We start from the raw sequence: 19658 nt of genomic DNA, 5'->3' as shown, positions 1-19658 counted from the left end.
GCGGTGCTTCCTTCATTCCTCGGGGGTGGTGTGGGCACGGCAGGACCCTAGGAGGATTTGAGTGCCGGAGCCGCGTGACGGCTCCGGGTGCCGAGATGGTGGAAGAACAAGTTGAGCAGGACGGCGACGAGCGCGCCCGCGCTGATGCCGGAGCCGAGCACGGTCTGCGCCCAGGCCGGGAAGTCGGCGTAGAAGGTGGGAGCGGCGAGCGGGATGATGCCCGCTCCGAGCGCGACGGCCACCAGGATGATGTTGGAGCTGTCGTCGAGTCCGGCTTCCGACAGGGTCCGGATGCCGCTGACCGCGATCGAGCCGAAGAGGACGATACCGGCGCCGCCGAGGACGGGCATCGGGACCGTGGACACGACCGCGCCGAGGACCGGGAAGGCACCGAGGACCAGCAGGGCGCCGCCGGCGACGGCGACGACGTACCGGGAGCGGACCCGGGTCAGCGAGACGACGCCGACGTTCTGGGCGAAGGCCGAGGTCGGGAAGCCGCCGAAGACGGGGCCGAGCAGCGTCGCGATGCCGTCGGTGCGCAGACCCTGAGTGATGGTCTTCCCGTCGCTGCGGCGGTCGCAGATCTCGCCGAGGGCGAGCATCCCGGCGCTGGACTCGGTCATCAGGACGAGCATCACGATGCACAGGGAGAGGATCGCGGCGGGCTGGAACTCGGGGGCGCCGAAGGCGAAGGGAGCGGGCAGGGCCGCGACGGGCGCCTCGCGCAGGGCCGTGAAGTCGGCCATCCCGAAGGGAATCGCGGCGAGGGTGCCGATGAAGAGGCCGAGCAGCAGGGCGATCTGCTTGACGAAGCCCTTGCCGAAGCGCTGGAAGAGCAGGATGACGACGAGGGTGAAGCCGGCGAGCGCCAGGTACTTCATGGCGCCGAAGTCGGCGGCGGTCTTGTCGCCCCCCTGGGCCCAGCCGACGGGCACGGGCATCAGGGTGACGCCGATGAGGGTGATGACGACGCCGGTGACGAGCGGCGGGAAGAAGCGCAGGAGCTTACCGAAGAAGGGTCCCACGGCGAGGCAGAACACTCCGGCGACCATCACCGCGCCGTAGATGGCGGGGAGTTGGTGCCCGGGGGCGCTGGTCTCGGCGATGGCGAGCATCGGGGCGATGCCCGCCGAGGAGGCGGCGTTGACGAACGGGAGCCGGTTGCCGGCGAAGGTCCGGATGCCGAGGGTCTGCAGGATCGTGGCACAGCCGGCGATCAGCAGGCTCGCGGCGATGAGCCGGGTCATCCCCGCCGCGTCCAGGCCGACGGCCTGGCCGATGATGAGCGGAGGGGTGACGACGCCGGCGTACATGGCGGCGATGTGCTGGAGCGCCGCGGGGACGAGCCGCGAGGCGGGAAGCTTTTCGTCCACCGGATGGACCTGGTGTGTGGTGTCCGGTGGGGTGGAACACGGGCCTTCGGCGGATGCCGGCCCCCTTGCAGGCGGTGCCATGGGAGTCCCTCCGGGCTGGTGCGGGCCCCGCCCGACTGCGGGCGGGCGGGGCCGTCACTCAGATGGCGCTTAGAGGTTGGTCATGTCGACCGGGATCTGCGCCGTGGCTCCGTCACGCAGCACGGTGGCCTCGATGAGGCCGTACATGCGGTCGGCGGCGTAGTAGACCTCGTTGTCGTTCTTCAGACCGAAGGGCTCGAGGTCGACCAGGAAGTGGTGCTTGTTCGGGAGCGAGAAGCGGACTTCGTCGATCTCCGAGCGGTGGTTGATGATGCGCGTGGCCATCTGGTACAGCGTCTGCTGGAGGGAGTACGAGTACGTCTCCGAGAAGGCTTCCAGCATGTGCTTGCGGGTCTGCTCGTAGGACCGCTCCCAGGTGGGCATGCGCTGGTCGTCGTCGGTCCAGTTGAACCGCCACCGGGCGGACACCTGCGTGGCCAGGATGCGGTCGTACGCCTCCTGGAGCGTCGTGTACTTGTCCTTGATGTAGCCCCAGAACTCCGAGTTGGTGGAGTTCATGACGACGAGGTCCTTGAGGCCGGAGATGACCTCCCACTTCTCGCCGTCGTAGGTGACCTGCGTGACGCGGGTCTCCTGGCCCTTGCGGGCGAAGGAGTGGTTGACCTCGTCGGCGCCGATGAACTTGGAGTTGGCGTCCGAGGAGGCGATGCGCTCCCAGGAGTACTCCTCGATCCGGATGCGCGCCTGCTTGATCGGCTCCTGGCTCGTCACGAAGTGGCGGGCGAGGTGGATGCCGAACTGCTCGGCGGACTCGATGCCGTACTCCTTGGCGAACGCGAAGATGGTGTTCTTCGTCGTGTCGGTGGGGAGGCAGTGGGCGTTGGAGCCGGTGAGGTGGACGTCGTCGAGGTCGCCGGAGAGGGCGACGGAGACGTTCAGGTCCTTGATGTGGTGGGTGTCGCCGTCCCGCGTGATCTTGACGACGCGGTTCTCTGCTTTGCCGTACTGGTTCTGGCCGAGAATCGTGGGCATGTCTGCTAGCTCCCTCGGTAAACGGAGTAGCCGAACGGGTTGAGCAGCAGCGGTACGTGATAGTGCTCGCCCGGCCTGACGGCGAACGTGATCGCCACCTCCGGGAAGAACGCACCGCTGTCCCTTACGCGGGGGGCGTCCTGCTGCGCCTCGGCTTGCTTCTTGGAGAAGTACTCCTCGACCTCGAAGTCGAGTCGTACGTGGGTGGTTGCTTCCGGCAGGGCCGGCAGGTCCTTGCAGCGCCCGTCCGCGTCGGTGGCGGAGCCGCCGAGCGTGACCCACTCGCCGTCGAGGCCCTTGCGGGCCGCGAGCGTGATGGCCACGCCCTCGGCGGGGCGGCCGATGCTGGTGTCCAGGATGTGGGTGGACACCGAGGCCGTGGTGTCGGTGCTCATGCGGAGCTCTCTTCCTCGGAGGTCTCTACGAGACGGGTCAGCCGGATGCGGTTGATCTTGCCCAGTTCGGTGCGGACGATCTCCCGCTCCTCCTCGGGCGAGTTGCCGATCCGCTCACGGACCGCGTCGCGCATCTGCTCGCCGGTCCTGCCGGTGGCGCAGATGAGGAAGACATGACCGAACGTGTCCTGGTAGGCCAGGTTGAGTTCGAGCATCTCGGCCTTGAGCTCCGTGGAGGCGCCGGCCATCCCGCTCTGTTCGCGGGAGGAGGTCGGGTCCCCGGCCTTCGGACGACCGATCGGCGGGTGGCCCGCCATCGCGTCGGCCAGGTCCTCGGCGGTCAGCTCGGCCATGGCGGCGTCGCTGGCGAGGAAGAGGGCTTCGGCGGTGGCGTACGGGCGCTGGGCGAGCAGTTTGCTCCCCCACGCCGAGCTGGAGCACACCTCGTGGAGCGCGGCGAGAGCCTCGCTGTCCGCCGAGGTGTTGAACCGGGTCAGACCCGGTGTCGTACCTGAAGTCACGGGAAGCCTCCGTGGCTGTTTTTCGCTGTGCGTCGGACGGGCTGCGGATAGCTAACGCCCTCCGCAACACAACGTCAACACTTTGTTGAAAAGTCGGCCATACAAAAGCCGTCGTCCCGACATCTGGACGACGGCTGATGGCCATACAAGATCAACTAGCTGCTCTCGGCAGCCTTTCCCCTGTTCAGGGCGGTTTCTCTGTTCAGGTAGTTGTACACGGTGAAGCGGCTGACACCCAGCGCCCCCGCCACCGTCTCCACCCCGTGGCGCACCGAGAAGGCACCGCGTGCCTCCAGAACGCGCACCGCTTCCTGCTTCGCCTTGCGGTCGAGTTCGGCCAGCGGCATTCCGTGCCGTCGCTCCATCGCCGCGAGGATGTGGTCCAGCGAATCCGACAGCTGCGGCAGCCGTACGGCGAGCACGTCCTCCCCCTCCCAGGAGAGGACGACGTCGTCGCCCTGCGCCTGCGCGGGACCGAGCAGCTCGGCCCCCATGGCGTCGACCAGCGGCTTCACTGCCGCGACCAGCGGGTGTTCGGTCACTTCTCGCCCTCCCCGATCACATTCACCTGGAGGGAGACCCGGGTGGCACCGGCCGCGAGCGACCTCCGCAGCAGCGCGTCGACCGCGGTGAGCACCTCGTCGGCACCGCCTTCCGCCGTGTTGCCGAAGGGGCCGACATCCACCGCGTCCAGTTCGGCCGACTGGATGACCTCTCGGGCCACGACCGCGTGCGCCGGCGCCTCGTCGAGGTCGAACGGCTCGGTCGTGAACTCCACTCTCAAACGCACCATGCACCCAAAGTACGGCCCCGCTCCGGCCGGCGGGAGCCCCGGACCTGCGGGGACCTCTTGACAAGGTGGACGCCCTGCTTGCAACATTCCGTCAGACAGAAACTTACTTCCGCGATACGGAAGGAGCGCCGCCCCTCATGGCCCGCTTCTCAGCAGGCGCAGGCACGGACCAGCGCTTCGATGTGAACCTGTCGATCCTCTTCACGGAACTCCCGCTCCTGGAGCGCCCCGCGGCCGCCGCCGCGGCGGGCTTCACCGCGGTCGAGCTGTGGTGGCCCTGGATCGACACCGCCACCCCCGAGCAGAGCGAGCTCGACGCCCTCAGGAAAGCCCTTGAGGACGCCGGCACCCAGCTGGTGGGTCTGAACTTCTACGCCGGGCAGCTCCCCGGACCGGACCGCGGCGCCCTCTCCGTACCCGGGGACGAGTCGGACCGCTTCCGCGCCAACATCGAGGTGGCCGCCGACTTCGCCGCCTCCGTCGGCTGCAAGGCGCTCAACGCGCTCTACGGCAACCGCGTCGAAGGCGTGGACCCGCAGATCCAGGACGCCCTCGCCCTGGAGAACCTGGTCCTGGCCGCCCGCGCGGCCGACCGGATCGGCGCGATCCTCCTCGTCGAGACCCTCAACAAGCCGGAGTCGCCGCTCTACCCGCTGGTGAGCGCCCCGTCCGCGATCGAGGTGATCGACAAGGTGAACGCGGCCACGGGCCTCGGCAACGCCAAGTTCCTCCTCGACATCTACCACCTGTCGATGAACGGCGAGGACGTCAGCCAGGTCATCGCGGAGTACGCCGCCAAGACCGGCCACGTCCAGATCGCGGACAACCCGGGCCGCGGCGCGCCGGGCACCGGCGAGCTCCCCCTGGAGCAGCTCCTCGACGAGCTCAAGAAGGCGGGCTACGACGGCTGGATCGGCCTGGAGTACAAGGCCGCCGACGCCGCCGCGTCCTTCGACTGGCTCCCGGTCGAGGCCCGCCCGGCCCGCTGACCAGCGACTTCTCCCCGTACCACCAGTTTTTGAGAGGCACCCTCATGAGCAACCTTCCCAAGATTGCCTGGATCGGCCTCGGAATCATGGGCTCGCCCATGTCCGAGAACCTGCTGAAGGCCGGCTACGCGGTCACCGGCTTCACGCTGGAGCAGGACAAGCTGGACCGCCTCACCGCGGCCGGCGGCACCTCCGCCGCGTCGATCGCCGAGGCCGTGAAGGACGCCGACGTCGTCATCACGATGGTGCCCGCGTCCCCGCAGGTCGAGGCCATCTCCTACGGCCCCGAGGGCATCCTGGAGAACGCCAGGCAGGGCGCGCTGATCATCGACATGTCGTCGATCACCCCGCAGACCTCGGTCGACCTCGCCAAGAACGCCGCCGCGAAGGGCATCCGCGTCATCGACGCCCCGGTGTCCGGCGGCGAGGCCGGCGCGATCGAGGCCGTGCTCTCGATCATGGTCGGTGGCGAGCAGGCCGACTTCGACGAGGCCCTCCCGATCCTGGAGACCCTCGGCAAGACCATCGTGCTCTGTGGCCCGCACGGCTCCGGCCAGACGGTGAAGGCCGCCAATCAGCTCATCGTCGCGGTCAACATCCAGGCCTGCGCCGAGGCCGTCGTCTTCCTCGAGAAGTCCGGCGTGAACCTCCAGGCCGCCCTGGACGTCCTCAACGGCGGTCTGGCCGGCTCCACGGTCCTGACCCGCAAGAAGGACAACTTCCTGAACCGGGACTTCAAGCCCGGCTTCCGGATCGACCTGCACCACAAGGACATGGGCATCGTCACCGACGCCGCCCGCAACGTCGGCGCGGCCCTCCCGGTCGGCGCTGTCGTCGCCCAGCTCGTCGCCTCCCTGCGCGCTCAGGGTGACGGCGGCCTGGACCACTCGGCCCTGCTGCGCGCCGTCGAGCGCCTCTCCGGCCAGCAGGTCTGACCCGAAGGGGTGCGAGCCACCCCCTCGCCCCTTCACCGGGGCCCCTGAATTCCGGTCGGCGGCGGCGCTGACACCTGTCCTGTCGCGCCCAGGCGTCGCCGCCGGCCGGAACACCTCACTTCATTTTCAACAAACTGTTGACGTTACGTTCGAGCCGAATTTACGCTCCTCGGACCTCAGCAGAGTTCCCGTACGGAAGGTCACGATGTCGAAGCGCGTGCTTACGACCGAGTCCGGCGCCCCCGTCGCCGACAACCAGAACTCCGCCACCGCCGGCGTCGGTGGCCCCATCCTGCTCCAGGACCAGCACCTGCTGGAGAAGCTCGCGCGCTTCAACCGTGAGCGGATCCCGGAGCGCGTGGTCCACGCCCGCGGTTCCGGTGCGTACGGCTACTTCGAGGTGACCGACGACGTCACCGCGTACACCAAGGCCGACTTCCTCGGCGCGGTCGGCAAGAAGACCGAGACCTTCATCCGGTTCTCCACCGTGGCCGACTCGCTCGGCGGCGCGGACGCGGTCCGCGACCCCCGCGGCTTCGCGCTGAAGTTCTACACCGAAGAGGGCAACTACGACCTCGTCGGCAACAACACCCCGGTGTTCTTCATCAAGGACCCGATCAAGTTCCCCGACTTCATCCACTCCCAGAAGCGCGACCCCTTCACGGGCAAGCAGGAGGCGGACAACGTCTGGGACTTCTGGGCGCACGCCCCCGAGGCGACGCACCAGATCACCTGGCTCATGGGCGACCGCGGCATCCCCGCCTCGTACCGCCACATGAACGGCTACGGCTCGCACACCTACCAGTGGACCAACGAGGCGGGCGAGGCCTTCTTCGTCAAGTACCACTTCAAGACGAACCAGGGCATCCGCAGCCTCTCCGCCGAGCAGGCCGCCGAGCTCGTCGGCAAGGACGCGAACTCGCACCAGACCGACCTGCTCCAGGCCATCGAGCGCGGTGTGAACCCCTCGTGGACCCTGTACGTCCAGGTCATGCCGGCCGCCGAGGCCGCCGAGTACCGCTTCAACCCGTTCGACCTCACCAAGGTGTGGCCGCACGGCGACTACCCGCTCCAGCGCGTGGGCCGCCTGGTCCTCGACCGCAACCCGGAGAACGTCTTCGCCGAGGTCGAGCAGGCCGCCTTCTCCCCGAACAACTTCGTCCCGGGCATCGGTCCCTCGCCGGACAAGATGCTCCAGGGCCGTCTCTTCGCCTACGCGGACGCCCACCGCTACCGCCTCGGCGTGAACCACACCCTGCTGCCGGTGAACGCCCCCAAGGCGACCACCGCCGAGAACTACGGCCGGGACGGCTTCATGGCCACCCGCAACGGCTCGCGCCACGACAAGAACTACGAGCCCAACTCGTACCAGGGCCCGGCCCAGACCGACGCCGCGCTGTCCGCGCCGCTCGCGATCCACGGCTGGACCGGCACCCACGAGGCGCCCGCCCACACCAAGGACGACGACTTCTTCCAGGCCGGCGAGCTCTACCGCCTGATGTCCGCCGAGGAGAAGAACCGTCTGATCGCCAACATCGCCGGCGGTCTGTCCCAGGTGTCCCGCGAGGACGTCATCGAGAAGAACCTCGCCCACTTCGCCGCCGCCGACGCCGAGTACGGCAAGCGCGTGGCCGAGGCGGTCCGCGCCCTGCGCGAGGACTGAGCGGACAGCAGCACCCAGACTGCGTACGGCGCCTGACGGGAGGTCAGTGCCGTACGCGGTCCGGATCGCCGGCCCGGATGAGGGGTGGTCGGCGGACCGGACAAGCGTGAGGACCGCGGCGGCGTCGAGCCAGTGCGGTGGTAAGGGCGTCGGGCCCCCCTTCTTGACCTGAAAGAAGAGGACAGCCGGCACGCCCGTCGCCGCCGCCGCGGTCCTATCGCCCATCCCCCTTCCCCTCGGGGCCCCAGAGATGCCCCACCCACAGACTCCGTCCGGCGGCGCGAACGACCCACTCTCGACGCCGCCCTCGCACTGCTTCGCAGGCTTCGGACGGCTGCGTCGGACTCCGTCCGCCGGCCCCGGAAGCGGCTGCACCCACAGACTCCGTCCGGCGGCGCGAACGTCCTGTCGCGCCAGCCTCGTGCCGTCGGACGGGTACAACGGGAGAGCGTGGAACCAGGTTTACGGTCCTTGGTTCCGCGCTCTTCTTCGTATGCGCGGGCGCACGGGGCCCAGCGCATCGTTTCTGCGGTGAAGATCCGCACCCGCTCGGAGGAGCGCACCGCGATTCCCTCCCCGTGCGCCCCGCGACCGCCGCTATCCACTGGTACATGATCAAGAACCTGATGCGCGGTCTCGCGCCGCTCGCGCTGATCCTGTCCCCGCTCGCCGTCCCCTCCCCCGCCCTCTCCGCCGGCGTCGTCCTCTTCCCCGACGCGCTCGCCGAACTCACCGAGGCCTCCGAGGACCCGGACGGCTACAAGGAGTCGGCGTTCCCCCACTGGAACCAGGGCCTCGACCCGGCGGACGGCTGTGACACCCGCGCCGAGGTCCTCGTCGCCGAGGCCGTCGACGCCCCGAAGACCGGGGCGGGCTGCGCCCTGACCGAGGGCCGGTGGACCTCGTACTACGACGGGCAGAACGTCACCGACCCGGCCGTGCTCCGCGTGGACCACGTCGTCGCGCTCGAAGAGGCCTGGCAGTCGGGGGCCTCCGGCTGGACCGCCGCACGGCGCGAGAAGTACGCCAACGACCAGGGAGCCGCCGCGACCCTCGTCGCCGTCACGGCCCGCAGCCAGAAGGAGAAGGCCGGCCGCGACCCCGCCGAGTGGGTGCCCGCGGAAAACGCCCGGTACTGCCGCTACGTCGGCGAGTGGGTGAGCACGAAGCTGCGCTGGGGCCTCTCCGCCGACAAGGACGAGGTGGAGGCGCTCAAGCTGTTCGCCGACGGTCCGTGCGAGGACACGGTCGTGCACCGCTCGACGGCGCCTCACTAGGCGGTGCCTCACCGGGCGGCGTCGCTCCGGCCTCCCGGTCGGCCTTGTCGGCCCGGTCGGCCCGGGCGAGCGCCACGGTCACGGTGAGCGAGGCGAGGGCGAGCAGGACCATCGCCGTACGCGGTGACGTGTACTGGGCGAGGGCGCCCGCCAGCGCCGCGCTCACGCCCTGGAGGGCGAGCATCCCGGAGGTGTGCAGCCCGAGGGCGTGACCGCTCAGCTCCGTCGGCACCAGGGCCATCAGCCGTTCCTGGTGCAGCAGGCTCGCCCCGTACCCGACGGCCGACACGGTCACGAGGGCGAGCGCGAGCGGCAACCCCGGGTCGAGGGCGAACAGCAGGAACGGGGCCGCGAGGAGGGCCTGGAGCGGGAAGCGGATCCGGCCGCGGAGCCGCGCGGGCACGAAGCGGCCGACGGCCGCGTCCCCGACGAGCATCCCGAGCCCGGCGCAGGCGAAGAGCAGCCCGGCGCGCTCGGGGTCGTACGGCACGAACAGCGACTCACAGCCGACGATCAGCCCATTGGGGACCCACAGGGCGAGGTAGCAGCGGCGGCGGGCGGGCGAGGACCACAGGCGCGCGTTGGTCCGCCACGTCTCCGCGACCGAGGCCCTTCCGGTGGCGCGGGGCGGTCGCCGGGTGAGGCCGAGGCGGGCGACGAGGGCCGCGGCGAGGTAGAGCCCGGCGCCGACGAGGACCGTGCCGCGCGGCGAGAGGAGCGCGACCAGGATCCCGCCGGTAGCGAAGCCGCCGATCTGGCAGACGCCGGCCGCCATGTTCGTCACCGAGCGGCCGAGGAGGTACTGCTCGCGGTCCAGGATCTCGTTCAGGAGGCCGTACCGGACTCCGCCGCCCAGCGAGGCCGCGAGCCCCTGGGCGAAGAGGATCACGAAGACGGCCCAGGTCGGCAGGGCGGGGAGCGCCAGGACAGCCGTGCACAGCGCGAAGAAGAGCGCGAGCCCGGCGAGCGCCGTGCGCGGCGGGAGCCGGTCGGCCGCCGAGAGCAGGGTCGTCGCGCCGACGAGCTGGGCGAGCGAGGGCCCGAAGAGCGCGAGGGCGGAGAGAAGCGGTGAACCGGTCGCGCGGAACACGAGGGTCGCGAGACCGAGCCCGGCCACCATCTGGGCGGCGATCTGGACGGAGCCGGTGAGGAAGAGCGGGGTGAACTCGGGCTTACGGAAGACGGCGCGGTAGCGGGACATGCGAGGAGCTTCGGGGGCACGGGGCCATGGGGATACTGTTTCGCTCGGAGGCGAAACCAACGGGCTGGTAGCGAGGGTGCTGTCTGATGGGCTGGTGGCGGATCGGTACGGACTCACTCGCGGGCAGCCGATTCGTCGTCTCGCCGCTGACCGAGACGATCGCGGCCCTCAAGATCCTGCACGCGGCCTCGGGCACCCACCCGGGCGAACAGGCCTGGCTGGCCCGGCACCTCCCCGCCTACCGGGCGCGTCTGGCGGCCGAGCCGCTCGACGGTCTGCTCGTCGGGGCCGCGCTCGGGAGGACGTGGAACGCGGACTTCCTGACGCCGACGCCCCTGGGTGAGGGCGAGCAGTCGTTCGAGGAGGAGGTCGAGGCCGTCCGCGCGGCCGATCCGGCCGCCGCCGTACCGCAGTTGGCCGTCGCGCTCGACGGTCCCGTACCGGAGCCGCTGTACTCGGCGCGCGACCTTCCGGAGCGGATGGCCGGGGTCCTGACGTGGGTGTGGCGGGAGACCGTGCTGCCGGAGTGGCCGCGACGGCGGAGGATCCTCGAAGCCGATGTGGTGGCGCGGACCGCCCAGTTGGTCAGGGGCGGCTGGGCGGCGGCCCTCGACGAGCTGTGCCCGGGGAAGTTGCGCTGGCTCGGCGACGGGCGGCTCCAGGTCAACTCCCGGGATTATCCGCCGCGTTCGGTCGAGGGTGGCCGACTGCTGTTCGTTCCGGTGACGGCGAGCACGGGCTGGGCGTCGTGGGAGGGGACTGAGCGCTTCGCGGTGGTGTACGCGTGCGCGGGCGTACTGGCGGACGGTTCCGGTCCTGTCGTGCCCGAGGCGCTCGGCGCGCTGCTCGGTTCGGCGCGGGCGGGTGTGCTCGTACGGCTCGAATCCCCCAAGTCCACCAGCCAGTTGGTGGCGCTGACCGGGCAGGGCCTGGGGTCGGTGGGCCGGCACCTGAAGGTGCTGCTCGACGCCGGTCTCGTACGCAGGGGCCGGGCGGGGCGGTCGGTCCTGTACGAGTGGACCGAGGCGGGCGCGGTGCTCGTACGGGCGCAAGGGGCCGGCGGGTCGTAGACGTGGGGCGGCCCCCGTCCCGGTGCTCCTCGGGACGGGGGCCGTGTCACGGCACCCGGGATCAGGCCGTAAGGGCCTTCAGTGGCGTCAGGGGTGTCAGACCTTGAGGGGCTTGATCGCGGTCGGCGCGTGGCCGGGCTCGGTCGCGAGCTCCTCGAACTCGGTGACGTCGCTCATGTCGACCGTCTTGCTCATCGCGATGTTCGTGATGCGCTCCAGGATGGCCTCGACGACGACCGGGACCTGGAACTCCACCGCGAGCTTCTTGGCCTCTTCGAGGGCCTCGCCCAGCTTGTCCGGGTCGGTGACGCGGATGGCCTTCACGCCCAGGCCCTCGGCGACCTTGACGTGGTCGACGCCGTAGACGCCGATCTCCGGGGTGTTGATGTTCTCGAACTCGAGGTTGACCTCGAAGTTGATGCCCAGGTTGCCCTGCGCCTGGCGGATCAGGCCCAGGTACGCGTTGTTCACGAGGACGTGGACGTAGGGGACCTTGTGCTGGGCGGCGACCGCCAGCTCCTCGATCATGAACTGGAAGTCGTAGTCGCCGGAGAGGGCGACGACCGGCGTCTCCGGGTCCGCGGTGGCGACACCGATCGCGGCCGGGATGGTCCAGCCGAGCGGGCCGGCCTGGCCGCAGTTGATCCAGTGGCGCGGCTTGTAGACGTGCAGGAACTGCGCGGCCGCGATCTGGGAGAGACCGATGGTGGTGACGTAGCGGGTCTCCGGACCGAAGGCCTTGTTCATCTCCTCGTAGACGCGCTGCGGCTTGATCGGGATGTTGTCGAAGTTCGTGCGGCGCTGGAGCGTGGCCTTGCGCTCCTGCGCGGACGCGGTCCAGGCGGAGAAGTCCGGGAGCTTGCCCGCGGCCTTCCACTCCTTGGCGATCTCGACGAAGAGCTCGAGCGCGGCCTTGGCGTCGGAGGCGATGCCGTAGTCCGGGGCGAAGATCTTGCCGATCTGGGTGGGCTCGATGTCGACGTGGACGAACTTGCGGCCCTTGGTGTAGGCGTCCATGTTGTAGCCGGTGTGGCGGTTGGCCCAGCGGTTGCCGATGCCCAGGACGAAGTCCGACTCCAGGAAGGTCGCGTTGCCGTAGCGGTGCGCGGTCTGGACGCCGACCATGCCGGCGGCCAGCTCGTGGTCGTCCGGGATGGTGCCCCAGCCCATCAGGGTGGAGATGACCGGGACGTTGATCAGCTCGGCGAACTCGACGAGCAGGTCGGAGGCGTCGGCGTTGATGATGCCGCCACCGGCGACGATCAGCGGGCGCTCGGACTCCAGGAGGAAGCTCAGGGCCTTCTCGGCCTGGGCACGGCTGGCCTGCGGCTTGTAGACCGGCAGAGGCTCGTACGTCTCGGGGTCGAACTCGATCTCGGTCAGCTGGACGTCGATCGGGAGGTCGATGAGGACCGGGCCCGGACGGCCGGAGCGCATCAGGTGGAAGGCCTGCTGGAAGACGCCCGGGACCTGCGCGGCCTCCAGGACGGTCGTCGCGGCCTTGGTGACCGGCTTGGCGATGGAGGCGATGTCGACGGCCTGGAAGTCCTCCTTGTGGAGCTTCGAGACCGGGGCCTGGCCCGTGATGCAGAGGATCGGGATGGAGTCCGCGATCGCCGAGTAGAGGCCGGTGATCATGTCGGTGCCGGCGGGGCCGGAGGTACCGATGCAGACGCCGATGTTGCCGGCCTTGGCGCGGGTGTACCCCTCCGCCATGTGCGACGCGCCCTCGACGTGACGAGCGAGGGTGTGGGCGACGCCGCCCACGTTCTTGAGCTCGCGGTAGAAGGGGTTGATCGCCGCGCCAGGCACGCCGAACGCGTTGGTGACGCCTTCGCGCTTGAGGATCTCAACGGCCGCTGCGGCGGCGGTCATACGAGGCATGGGAGTGCTCCTGCTTCGGCCGGTCGGAGACGAGCATGCCCGGCGGCTCGGGGAGCCCGGGAGGCTTGTTTCCGTAATGCGGAAATACTGTTCTGCTATACGGAAGCAATGTAGGTCGGGTCCCGGAGAACCGTCAAGAGAAGTCCGCCTCGCGGGATCAGCGAAGTGGCCGAACTCCCTCCCCCGAGGTGGCCGATGGGTGGACGATGGGGCGGAACGACAGGGGGTAGGGGTTGTGGCTGAGTCGGTACCGGTGCGCTGCCCGGAGTGCCAGCGGACGCAGGCGTACGCGGCGCCCGTCTTCCCCTGTGCGTGCGGAAGCCCGGTGGCGCCGCCGGTGACGGCGGGCGCGACGGCGGAACCGATCACGCACCGGAACTGGACGGACGAGTGGGTCACCGTCCGCTGCGGCGCCTGCGGCCGCGAGGACGACTGGCCCCACCCGGAGCTGGGCTGCGCCTGCGGCACGGTCCTCCGGGTCCCGGTGCGGCCGGTGCAGCCGATGGGCGCGGAGCCCGACGCGGGCGGGGGCGCCGGTGGTGACGCCGGGGGCATGGCGGCTCATGGCCGCCGGGAGCCGGGCGCCCCTGGCGGGACGGGGGCCGGCGACGCGCGGCCCGACACCCTCCGGAGGGCCGAGGCACCGCGACCGGCCGAGTGGAGCGGGCCTCTCCCCGGACCCGCGCCTCGGCCCCCCCTCACCCCTCCCTCCCCGGACGGGCCCGGCCCGACCGCGCCGAACGCGGGCGCGGCGGGCGGGTCCGGCCCCTCAGGAACGTCCGGTACGCACCCGGGCACCGACCCGCGCCGCCCGGGGCTCATCCCGCCGACGGCCACCGGCGGGACCTTCGGCGCCCGGCCCGCAGGGGCGCCCCTGCGCCCCGGTACGAGCGGGCTGTCCGGCGCGCCGGGAGCGGAGGCCCCCGGCGGCCCGGCCCGACCCCGGGCGTTCGGACCCGGCTCGGAGTGGTTCGGCCCGGGACCGGCCGCCCCGGACGGGAGCACGCCGGGCGGCCCGGACGGCCCGATCCCTGGCAGCACCGACGGCAGGATCCCCGGCGATCCGGACGTCAGGACTCCGGGCGGCCGGGCTCCGGGCGGCCGGGACGTCCCGCCCCGGGCCCGCGCGCACCGCACGTTCGCCGAGCGGTACCCCACGCACATCCCGCTGCCGCCCACGGCCCCGCGTCCCGCGCCGGCGCGTGACGCCTTCCGGCCGGTGACGATCCGGACCGCGCGGGACGCGGTGGCCGCGGCCGCCGGCTACCTCCGCTGGCTCGGGTTCCGGGACGTGGTCCAGCCCGAGGACCGCCCCGCCTCCGGCGTGGACCTGCGGGCGCCGGGGCTCGTCGCCCAGGTGGATCCGAGCACGCGGCCCGCCGGGCTGCGGGCGGTCGAGTGCCTCTGGCTCAACGGCCTGAGCACCCCTGACGCGAGCGTGAGCGTCTTCTTCTCACTGGCCGGCTACACCCCGGAGGCGCGCGAGCGGGCCGCCGAGATCGGCCTCCCGCTCTTCGTCCTCGACCTGACGGGCACCCCACAGCCCGCCAACCACGCCGCCGACGAACTGGCCGCCGACGGCGCCTGACCCTCCCGACCACCCCTCCCGCGGGGCCCCGCACAGCTCATCGCACCCCCGTCCACAACACCTCGCCATCCGAAACCGGCCATTCACGCGTGACGATCACGCTCCCCCGGGCACAACACCCTCGGGGGGTGGCGTCATGTCGACGGCGATGTGGTGGTTCATCGGGGTGGCCTGCGCGGAACTGGCGCTCGCCGCCGTGCTGTTGCGAACCCGCAGCCAGGAAAGCGGAGCGTGGCCCGCGGGCGCCGAGCCTCCGCCACAGGCCCTCGCGCTGCTGCGGGGAGGGCGCCGGGCGGCCGTCACGGTCGCGCTCGTGGCACTGCACCAGCGAGGGGCGGTCGCCGCCGGCCGCAAACGTACAATTCGGGCCAACGGAGGGCCGGGCCGGACCCGTGACCCCGTACAGCTCGGGGTGCACGGGGCGCTGCACCGGGCGCTGGCGCTGCGGGCGCTCGCCCTGCGCCCCGAGGCGCGCCGGGCCGTGGACGCCCTGTGCGGCGAGCTCGGCCGGGCCGGTCTGCTGCGGCCGCGGGCCCGGTTGCGGGCCGCCCGCACCCTGCTCGCCTGCGTACCGCTGACGGTCGGCGCCGGACTGCTCGTCTCCTGGGCGCGCCACGGCCACGGAGGCGGGTACGCCGGCGGATCCGGCGGCGTGGGTCTCGTCGTCGCGGTCACCGTGCCGCCGGTCCTCGCCGCGGTGGCGCTGCTGCGCCTGCGGCCGGCCACACAGGCCGCCCGGCATCTGCTCGCCGGCCTGCGGGAGCGGCATCCACTGCCGGCCCACCGGCGCGAGGTGACGGACGGACGCCTCGTCCAGCTCTACGTGGCGCTGTACGGGGATCCGGCGCTCGCCCTGTTCCTGCCCCGTTTCTCCCGGGACGGCGGGCTGCTCGACCGCCCCCGCGAGCCGGACGGGAACCGGCCGCCGCCGGAGCCGGGCGGAGGGACGGGCCGCACCGCTCACTGACGTCGCGCCATACTGTCGTATGCGCATCAGAGCGGCCGCTCCGGCCGAACTCCCGCTGCTCCAGGACATCGAACGGGCGGCGGGCGAGCCGTTCCGTTCTCTCGGCATGGCGGCGATCGCCGACGACGACCCGCTGCCCCTGGACGTCCTGGAGGCGTACCGCTGCGAGGGCCGGGCCTGGGTGGCGGTGGACACGGCCGACCGTCCCGTCGCCTATCTGCTCGCCGACACGGTCGACGGCGCCGCCCACATCGAGCAGGTGTCGGTGCACCCGGACGCCGCCCGCCGGGGCGTCGGGCGGAAGCTGATCGAGCACCTGGCGGCGGCCGCCAGGGAGCAGGGCCTGACGGCCCTGACCCTGACGACCTTCACCGAAGTCCCGTGGAACGCCCCGTACTACACCCGGCTCGGCTTCCGCCCCCTCGCCGACTCCGACCCGGCGCTCACGGACGGGCTGCGCGCCATCAGCCTCGCGGAGGCGGCCCACGGCCTGTCGGCCTGGCCCCGGGTCTGCATGCGCCGAGAGGTCCGGGAGTGCCGGGAGGCCCCTTAGGGCCTGTCGTTTGGATCAGGCCGGATCAGGCATGATCCAAACGACAGACCCTAGCGGCCCTCCCCGTACCGCTGCCGCAGCTCCACCTTCCGCACCTTGCCGCTGACCGTCATGGGGAACTCGGTGAGGATCTCCACCCTGCGCGGGATCTTGTAGTGGGCGAGCCGGTCGCGGCAGAACGCGGTGATCTCCTCCAGGCCCGGCGGGTCGGCCGGGTCGCGGGGGATCACGCAGGCCAGGATCTCCTCGCCGTACCGGGCGTCGGGCACGCCGACGACCTGGACGTCGGCGATCTTGGCGTGCCCGTAGAGGAACTCCTCGATCTCGCGCGGGTACACGTTCTCCCCGCCACGGATGATCATGTCCTTGATGCGGCCGACGATCTCGACGTAGCCGTCGTCCCGCATCACCGACAGGTCCCCGGTGTGCATCCAGCGGCCCGCGTCGATCACCTCGGCGGTCTTCTCCGGCTCGTCCCAGTAGCCGAGCATCACGCTGTAGCCGCGGGTGCACAGCTCGCCCGCCGTGCCGCGCTCGACGGTCAGTCCGGTCGCCGGGTCGACGACCTTGACCTCGACGTGCGGCAGGACCCGGCCGACGGTGCCGGTGCGGCGCTCCAGGTCGTCGTCGCGCCGGGTCTGGGTGGAGACGGGCGAGGTCTCGGTCATGCCGTAACAGATCGACACCTCCGCCATGTTCATCTCGGCGACGACCCGCTTCATCACCTCCACCGGGCACGGCGAGCCGGCCATGATCCCGGTGCGGAGGGTGGAGAGGTCGTAGGCGGCGAAGTCGGGGTGGTCGAGCTCGGCGATGAACATCGTCGGCACGCCGTACAGCGAGGTGCAGCGCTCCCCCTGCACGGCCCGGAGGGTGGCGGCGGGGTCGAACGACGGCGCGGGGATCACCATGCAGGCGCCGTGCGAGGTGGCGGCGAGATTGCCCATCACCATGCCGAAACAGTGGTAGAAGGGGACGGGGATGCAGATCCGGTCCTGCTCGCTGTAAGCGATCATCTCCCCGACGAAGTAACCGTTGTTGAGGATGTTGTGGTGGGAGAGGGTGGCCCCCTTCGGGAAACCGGTGGTCCCCGAGGTGTACTGGATGTTGACCGGCTCGTCACAGGAGAGCGGCTCGGGACGCAGCCCTCCCGCCGTACGCCCGAGGAAAGCGTCCCAACTCGGGTCCCCGAAGTGCACGACCTCCCTCAACTCCGGGCACTCCCCCCGCACTTCCTCGACCATGGCCCGGTAGTCGCTCGTCTTGTGGGCGAGCGTGGCGAAGAGCAGGGAGATGCCCGCCTGGTTCAGCACGTACGCCAACTCGTGGGAGCGGTAGGCCGGATTGATGGTGACCATGATCGCGCCGATGCGGGCGGTGGCGTACTGGACGAGGACCCACTCGGCGCAGTTCACCGCCCAGATCCCGACCCGGTCACCCTTCCGGACGCCGCTGCCGAGCAGCGCGCCGGCCAACCGGTCGACGTCGGCGCCGAATTGGGCGTAGGTCCAGCGCCGGCCGCTGGGGACGTCGACGAGGGCCTCCCGCTCGGGCCAGGCGGCGACGGCCCGGTCGAGGTTGGCACCGACGGTGTCGCCGAGGAGGGCGGTGCCGGACACCCCGTGCGCGTACGAGAGTTCCGTGGTCATCCGCGCTCTCCTTCGGCGTACTCCGTGCCGGCGCCCTCGGCGGTGAGCCGGCGCAGTTCCACCCGCCGGATCTTGCCGGAGACGGTCTTGGGCAGCTCGGCGAACTCGATGCGCCGGATCCGCTTGTACGGGGCGAGGACCGCGCGCGAGTGGTCGAAGAGGGCCTTCGCGGTCTCCGCGCCCGGTTCCCAGCCCGCGGCGAGGACGACGTACGCCTTGGGAACGGCGAGCCGCAGCGGGTCGGGGGCGGGGACGACGGCCGCCTCGGCGACGGCCTCGTGCTCCAGCAGGGCGCTCTCCAGCTCGAAGGGGCTGATCTTGTAGTCGGAGGCCTTGAAGACGTCGTCGGCGCGCCCGATGTAGGTGATGTACCCCTCGCCGTCCTTGGCGCCGATGTCACCGGTGCGGTAGTAGCCGCCCGCCATCGCCTCCGCCGTACGCTCCGGATCGCCGTGGTAACCGGTCATCAGGCCCACCGGGTTGGCCGACAGGTCGAGACAGATCTCGCCCTCCTCCACGTCCGCCCGGCCGGTCACCGGATCGACGAGCGTGACGCGGAATCCGGGGCTCGGGCGGCCCATGGAGCCTTCCTTGAGGCGCTGTCCGGGGCTGTTGGAGACCTGCACGGCGGTCTCCGTCTGGCCGAAGCCGTCCCGGATGGTGACGCCCCAGGCGCGCCGTACCGACTCGATGACCTCGGGGTTGAGGGGTTCGCCGGCGGCGACGACCTCGCGCGGCGGGGTCTTCAACTGCCCGAGGTCGGCCTGGATCAGCATCCGCCACACGGTCGGCGGGGCACAGAAGCTCGTCACGCCGTGCCGGTCCATCTCGCTCATCAGACGGGCCGGGTCGAAGCGCGTGTAGTTGTGGATGAAGACGGTCGCCTCCGCGTTCCAGGGCGCGAAGAGGTTGGACCAGGCGTGCTTGGCCCAGCCGGGCGAGGAGATGTTGAGGTGCACGTCCCCGGGCTTGAGGCCGATCCAGTACATCGTCGAGAGGTGGCCGACCGGGTACGAGGTGTGGGTCTGCTCGACGAGCTTCGGCCGGGCGGTCGTACCGGAGGTGAAGTACAGCATCAGCGTGTCCTCGGCGAAGGTCACGCCGTCGGGCTCGAAGTCGGCGGACTCCTGGTCGGCGTGCTCGTAGCCGAGCCAGATCACCCCGTCGCCGCCGATCGCGATGCGGGTGTAGTCGCCGGGGACGTCGTCGAACTTGGCCGTGTCCTCGGCACGCGCGATGACGTGGCGGGCGCGGCCCCGCTCGACGCGGTCGCGGAGGTCGGCGGGGCCGAGGAGGGGGGTGGCGGGGATGACGACGGCCCGCAGCTTCATCGCGGCGAGCATGGTCTCCCACAGCTCGACCTGGTTGCCGAGCATGACGATGATCCGGTCCCCGGCACGGACGCCCTGGGCGCGCAGCCAGTTCGCGACGCGGTTCGAGCGGGCGGACATCTCGGCGAAGCTCGACCTCGTCTCGGAACCGTCCTCCTCGACGATGTGCAGGGCGGTTCTGTCGTTGCCCGCGGCGATGACGTCGAACCAGTCGAGCGCCCAGTTGAAACGGTCGGGCCGGGGCCAGGTGAAGCCCTCGTAAGCCGTCTCGTAGTCCTCGCGATGCTGGAGCAGGAAGTCCCGGGCGGCCCGGAACATCTCCGTCGCGCTGGTCGCGCTCGCTTCCGTCATGTGTCCTCCTCGTTGCGGGACCGGTCCCGGACATCGTGTAATCG

18 protein-coding genes are annotated in these 19658 nt (G+C 71.0%); 8 read left to right on the top strand and 10 right to left on the bottom strand.

Annotated features, from left to right (window positions below):
* Positions 1 to 47 precede the first annotated feature (47 nt).
* The 6 genes from ACFWWU_RS20965 to ACFWWU_RS20940 form a co-directional block, all read right to left on the bottom strand.
* On the bottom strand, positions 48 to 1454 hold the full coding sequence (locus ACFWWU_RS20965; RefSeq protein WP_384147321.1) for a nucleobase:cation symporter-2 family protein: 1407 nt from the start codon (positions 1452 to 1454) through the stop codon (positions 48 to 50).
* Positions 1455 to 1523: 69 nt separating this feature from the next.
* Positions 1524 to 2447: a factor-independent urate hydroxylase gene (gene pucL, locus ACFWWU_RS20960; protein WP_384147320.1), complete on the bottom strand. Its 924-nt coding sequence runs from the start codon at positions 2445 to 2447 to the stop codon at positions 1524 to 1526.
* 5 nt (positions 2448 to 2452) lie between these two features.
* Positions 2453 to 2842 (bottom strand): hydroxyisourate hydrolase, encoded by a 390-nt coding sequence (gene uraH / locus ACFWWU_RS20955; RefSeq protein ID WP_384147319.1) that lies wholly within the window; start codon positions 2840 to 2842, stop codon positions 2453 to 2455.
* Complete coding sequence (gene uraD, locus ACFWWU_RS20950) at positions 2839 to 3363, bottom strand: 2-oxo-4-hydroxy-4-carboxy-5-ureidoimidazoline decarboxylase (RefSeq protein WP_384147318.1); 525 nt, start codon at positions 3361 to 3363, stop codon at positions 2839 to 2841. The genes uraH and uraD overlap by 4 nt, the downstream gene beginning before the upstream one ends.
* A 155-nt stretch (positions 3364 to 3518) precedes the next feature.
* Positions 3519 to 3857 (bottom strand): helix-turn-helix domain-containing protein, encoded by a 339-nt coding sequence (locus ACFWWU_RS20945; RefSeq protein ID WP_384147472.1) that lies wholly within the window; start codon positions 3855 to 3857, stop codon positions 3519 to 3521.
* Positions 3858 to 3901: 44 nt separating this feature from the next.
* Positions 3902 to 4153 carry a hypothetical protein gene (locus ACFWWU_RS20940; RefSeq protein ID WP_078627122.1) on the bottom strand — a complete coding sequence of 84 codons (252 nt, stop codon included), beginning with the start codon at positions 4151 to 4153 and terminating at the stop codon, positions 3902 to 3904.
* A 140-nt stretch (positions 4154 to 4293) separates the two neighbouring features.
* Here ACFWWU_RS20940 and ACFWWU_RS20935 point away from each other — a divergent pair, with 140 nt between their 5' ends.
* The 4 genes from ACFWWU_RS20935 (at position 4294) to ACFWWU_RS20920 (ending at position 9020) form a co-directional block, all read left to right on the top strand.
* Positions 4294 to 5145 (top strand): TIM barrel protein, encoded by an 852-nt coding sequence (locus ACFWWU_RS20935; RefSeq protein WP_384147317.1) that lies wholly within the window; start codon positions 4294 to 4296, stop codon positions 5143 to 5145.
* 44 nt (positions 5146 to 5189) lie between these two features.
* Complete coding sequence (locus ACFWWU_RS20930; protein WP_384147316.1) at positions 5190 to 6080, top strand: 2-hydroxy-3-oxopropionate reductase; 891 nt, start codon at positions 5190 to 5192, stop codon at positions 6078 to 6080.
* A gap of 205 nt (positions 6081 to 6285) precedes the next feature.
* Positions 6286 to 7743, top strand: coding sequence for a catalase (locus tag ACFWWU_RS20925; RefSeq protein ID WP_384147315.1), 1458 nt, complete (start codon positions 6286 to 6288; stop codon positions 7741 to 7743).
* A gap of 611 nt (positions 7744 to 8354) precedes the next feature.
* Complete coding sequence (locus tag ACFWWU_RS20920; protein ID WP_384147314.1) at positions 8355 to 9020, top strand: HNH endonuclease; 666 nt, start codon at positions 8355 to 8357, stop codon at positions 9018 to 9020.
* On the opposite strand, the gene ACFWWU_RS20915 is transcribed toward ACFWWU_RS20920, so the two are convergent.
* Entirely contained in the window at positions 8956 to 10221 is a 1266-nt protein-coding gene (locus ACFWWU_RS20915) for an MFS transporter (protein WP_384147313.1), read from the bottom strand. The genes ACFWWU_RS20920 and ACFWWU_RS20915 overlap by 65 nt on opposite strands.
* Positions 10222 to 10307: 86 nt before the next feature.
* On the opposite strand from ACFWWU_RS20915, the gene ACFWWU_RS20910 reads away from it, so the two are divergent.
* A complete protein-coding gene (locus ACFWWU_RS20910) occupies positions 10308 to 11291 on the top strand; it encodes an ArsR family transcriptional regulator (RefSeq protein ID WP_384147312.1) in 984 nt (327 codons plus the stop codon).
* A 96-nt stretch (positions 11292 to 11387) separates the two neighbouring features.
* On the opposite strand, the gene gcl is transcribed toward ACFWWU_RS20910, so the two are convergent.
* Positions 11388 to 13175 carry a glyoxylate carboligase gene (gene gcl, locus ACFWWU_RS20905; RefSeq protein WP_384147311.1) on the bottom strand — a complete coding sequence of 596 codons (1788 nt, stop codon included), beginning with the start codon at positions 13173 to 13175 and terminating at the stop codon, positions 11388 to 11390.
* Positions 13176 to 13410: 235 nt separating this feature from the next.
* Between gcl and ACFWWU_RS20900 the strand changes: the two genes are divergently transcribed.
* From ACFWWU_RS20900 to ACFWWU_RS20890, 3 genes are all read left to right on the top strand, one after another.
* Entirely contained in the window at positions 13411 to 14763 is a 1353-nt protein-coding gene (locus ACFWWU_RS20900) for a hypothetical protein (protein WP_384147310.1), read from the top strand.
* 136 nt (positions 14764 to 14899) lie between these two features.
* Positions 14900 to 15730, top strand: a complete 831-nt coding sequence (locus tag ACFWWU_RS20895) for a TIGR04222 domain-containing membrane protein (protein WP_384147309.1) — start codon at positions 14900 to 14902, stop codon at positions 15728 to 15730.
* 19 nt (positions 15731 to 15749) lie between these two features.
* The gene (locus ACFWWU_RS20890; protein ID WP_384147308.1) at positions 15750 to 16283 is read left to right on the top strand and encodes a GNAT family N-acetyltransferase; all 534 of its coding nucleotides are present in this window, start codon (positions 15750 to 15752) and stop codon (positions 16281 to 16283) included.
* 50 nt (positions 16284 to 16333) lie between these two features.
* On the opposite strand, the gene ACFWWU_RS20885 is transcribed toward ACFWWU_RS20890, so the two are convergent.
* Both ACFWWU_RS20885 and ACFWWU_RS20880 read right to left on the bottom strand, forming a co-directional pair.
* On the bottom strand, positions 16334 to 17932 hold the full coding sequence (locus ACFWWU_RS20885; RefSeq protein ID WP_384147307.1) for an AMP-binding protein: 1599 nt from the start codon (positions 17930 to 17932) through the stop codon (positions 16334 to 16336).
* Entirely contained in the window at positions 17929 to 19614 is a 1686-nt protein-coding gene (locus ACFWWU_RS20880) for an AMP-binding protein (RefSeq protein WP_384147306.1), read from the bottom strand. The genes ACFWWU_RS20885 and ACFWWU_RS20880 overlap by 4 nt, the downstream gene beginning before the upstream one ends.
* Positions 19615 to 19658 lie beyond the last annotated feature (44 nt).

The sequence above is a fragment of the Streptomyces sp. NPDC058650 genome (assembly GCF_042717315.1).
Lineage (GTDB): Bacteria > Actinomycetota > Actinomycetes > Streptomycetales > Streptomycetaceae > Streptomyces.
Note: the sequence above shows the minus strand (reverse complement) of the source record. Positions and strands in the feature narration are given on the sequence as shown.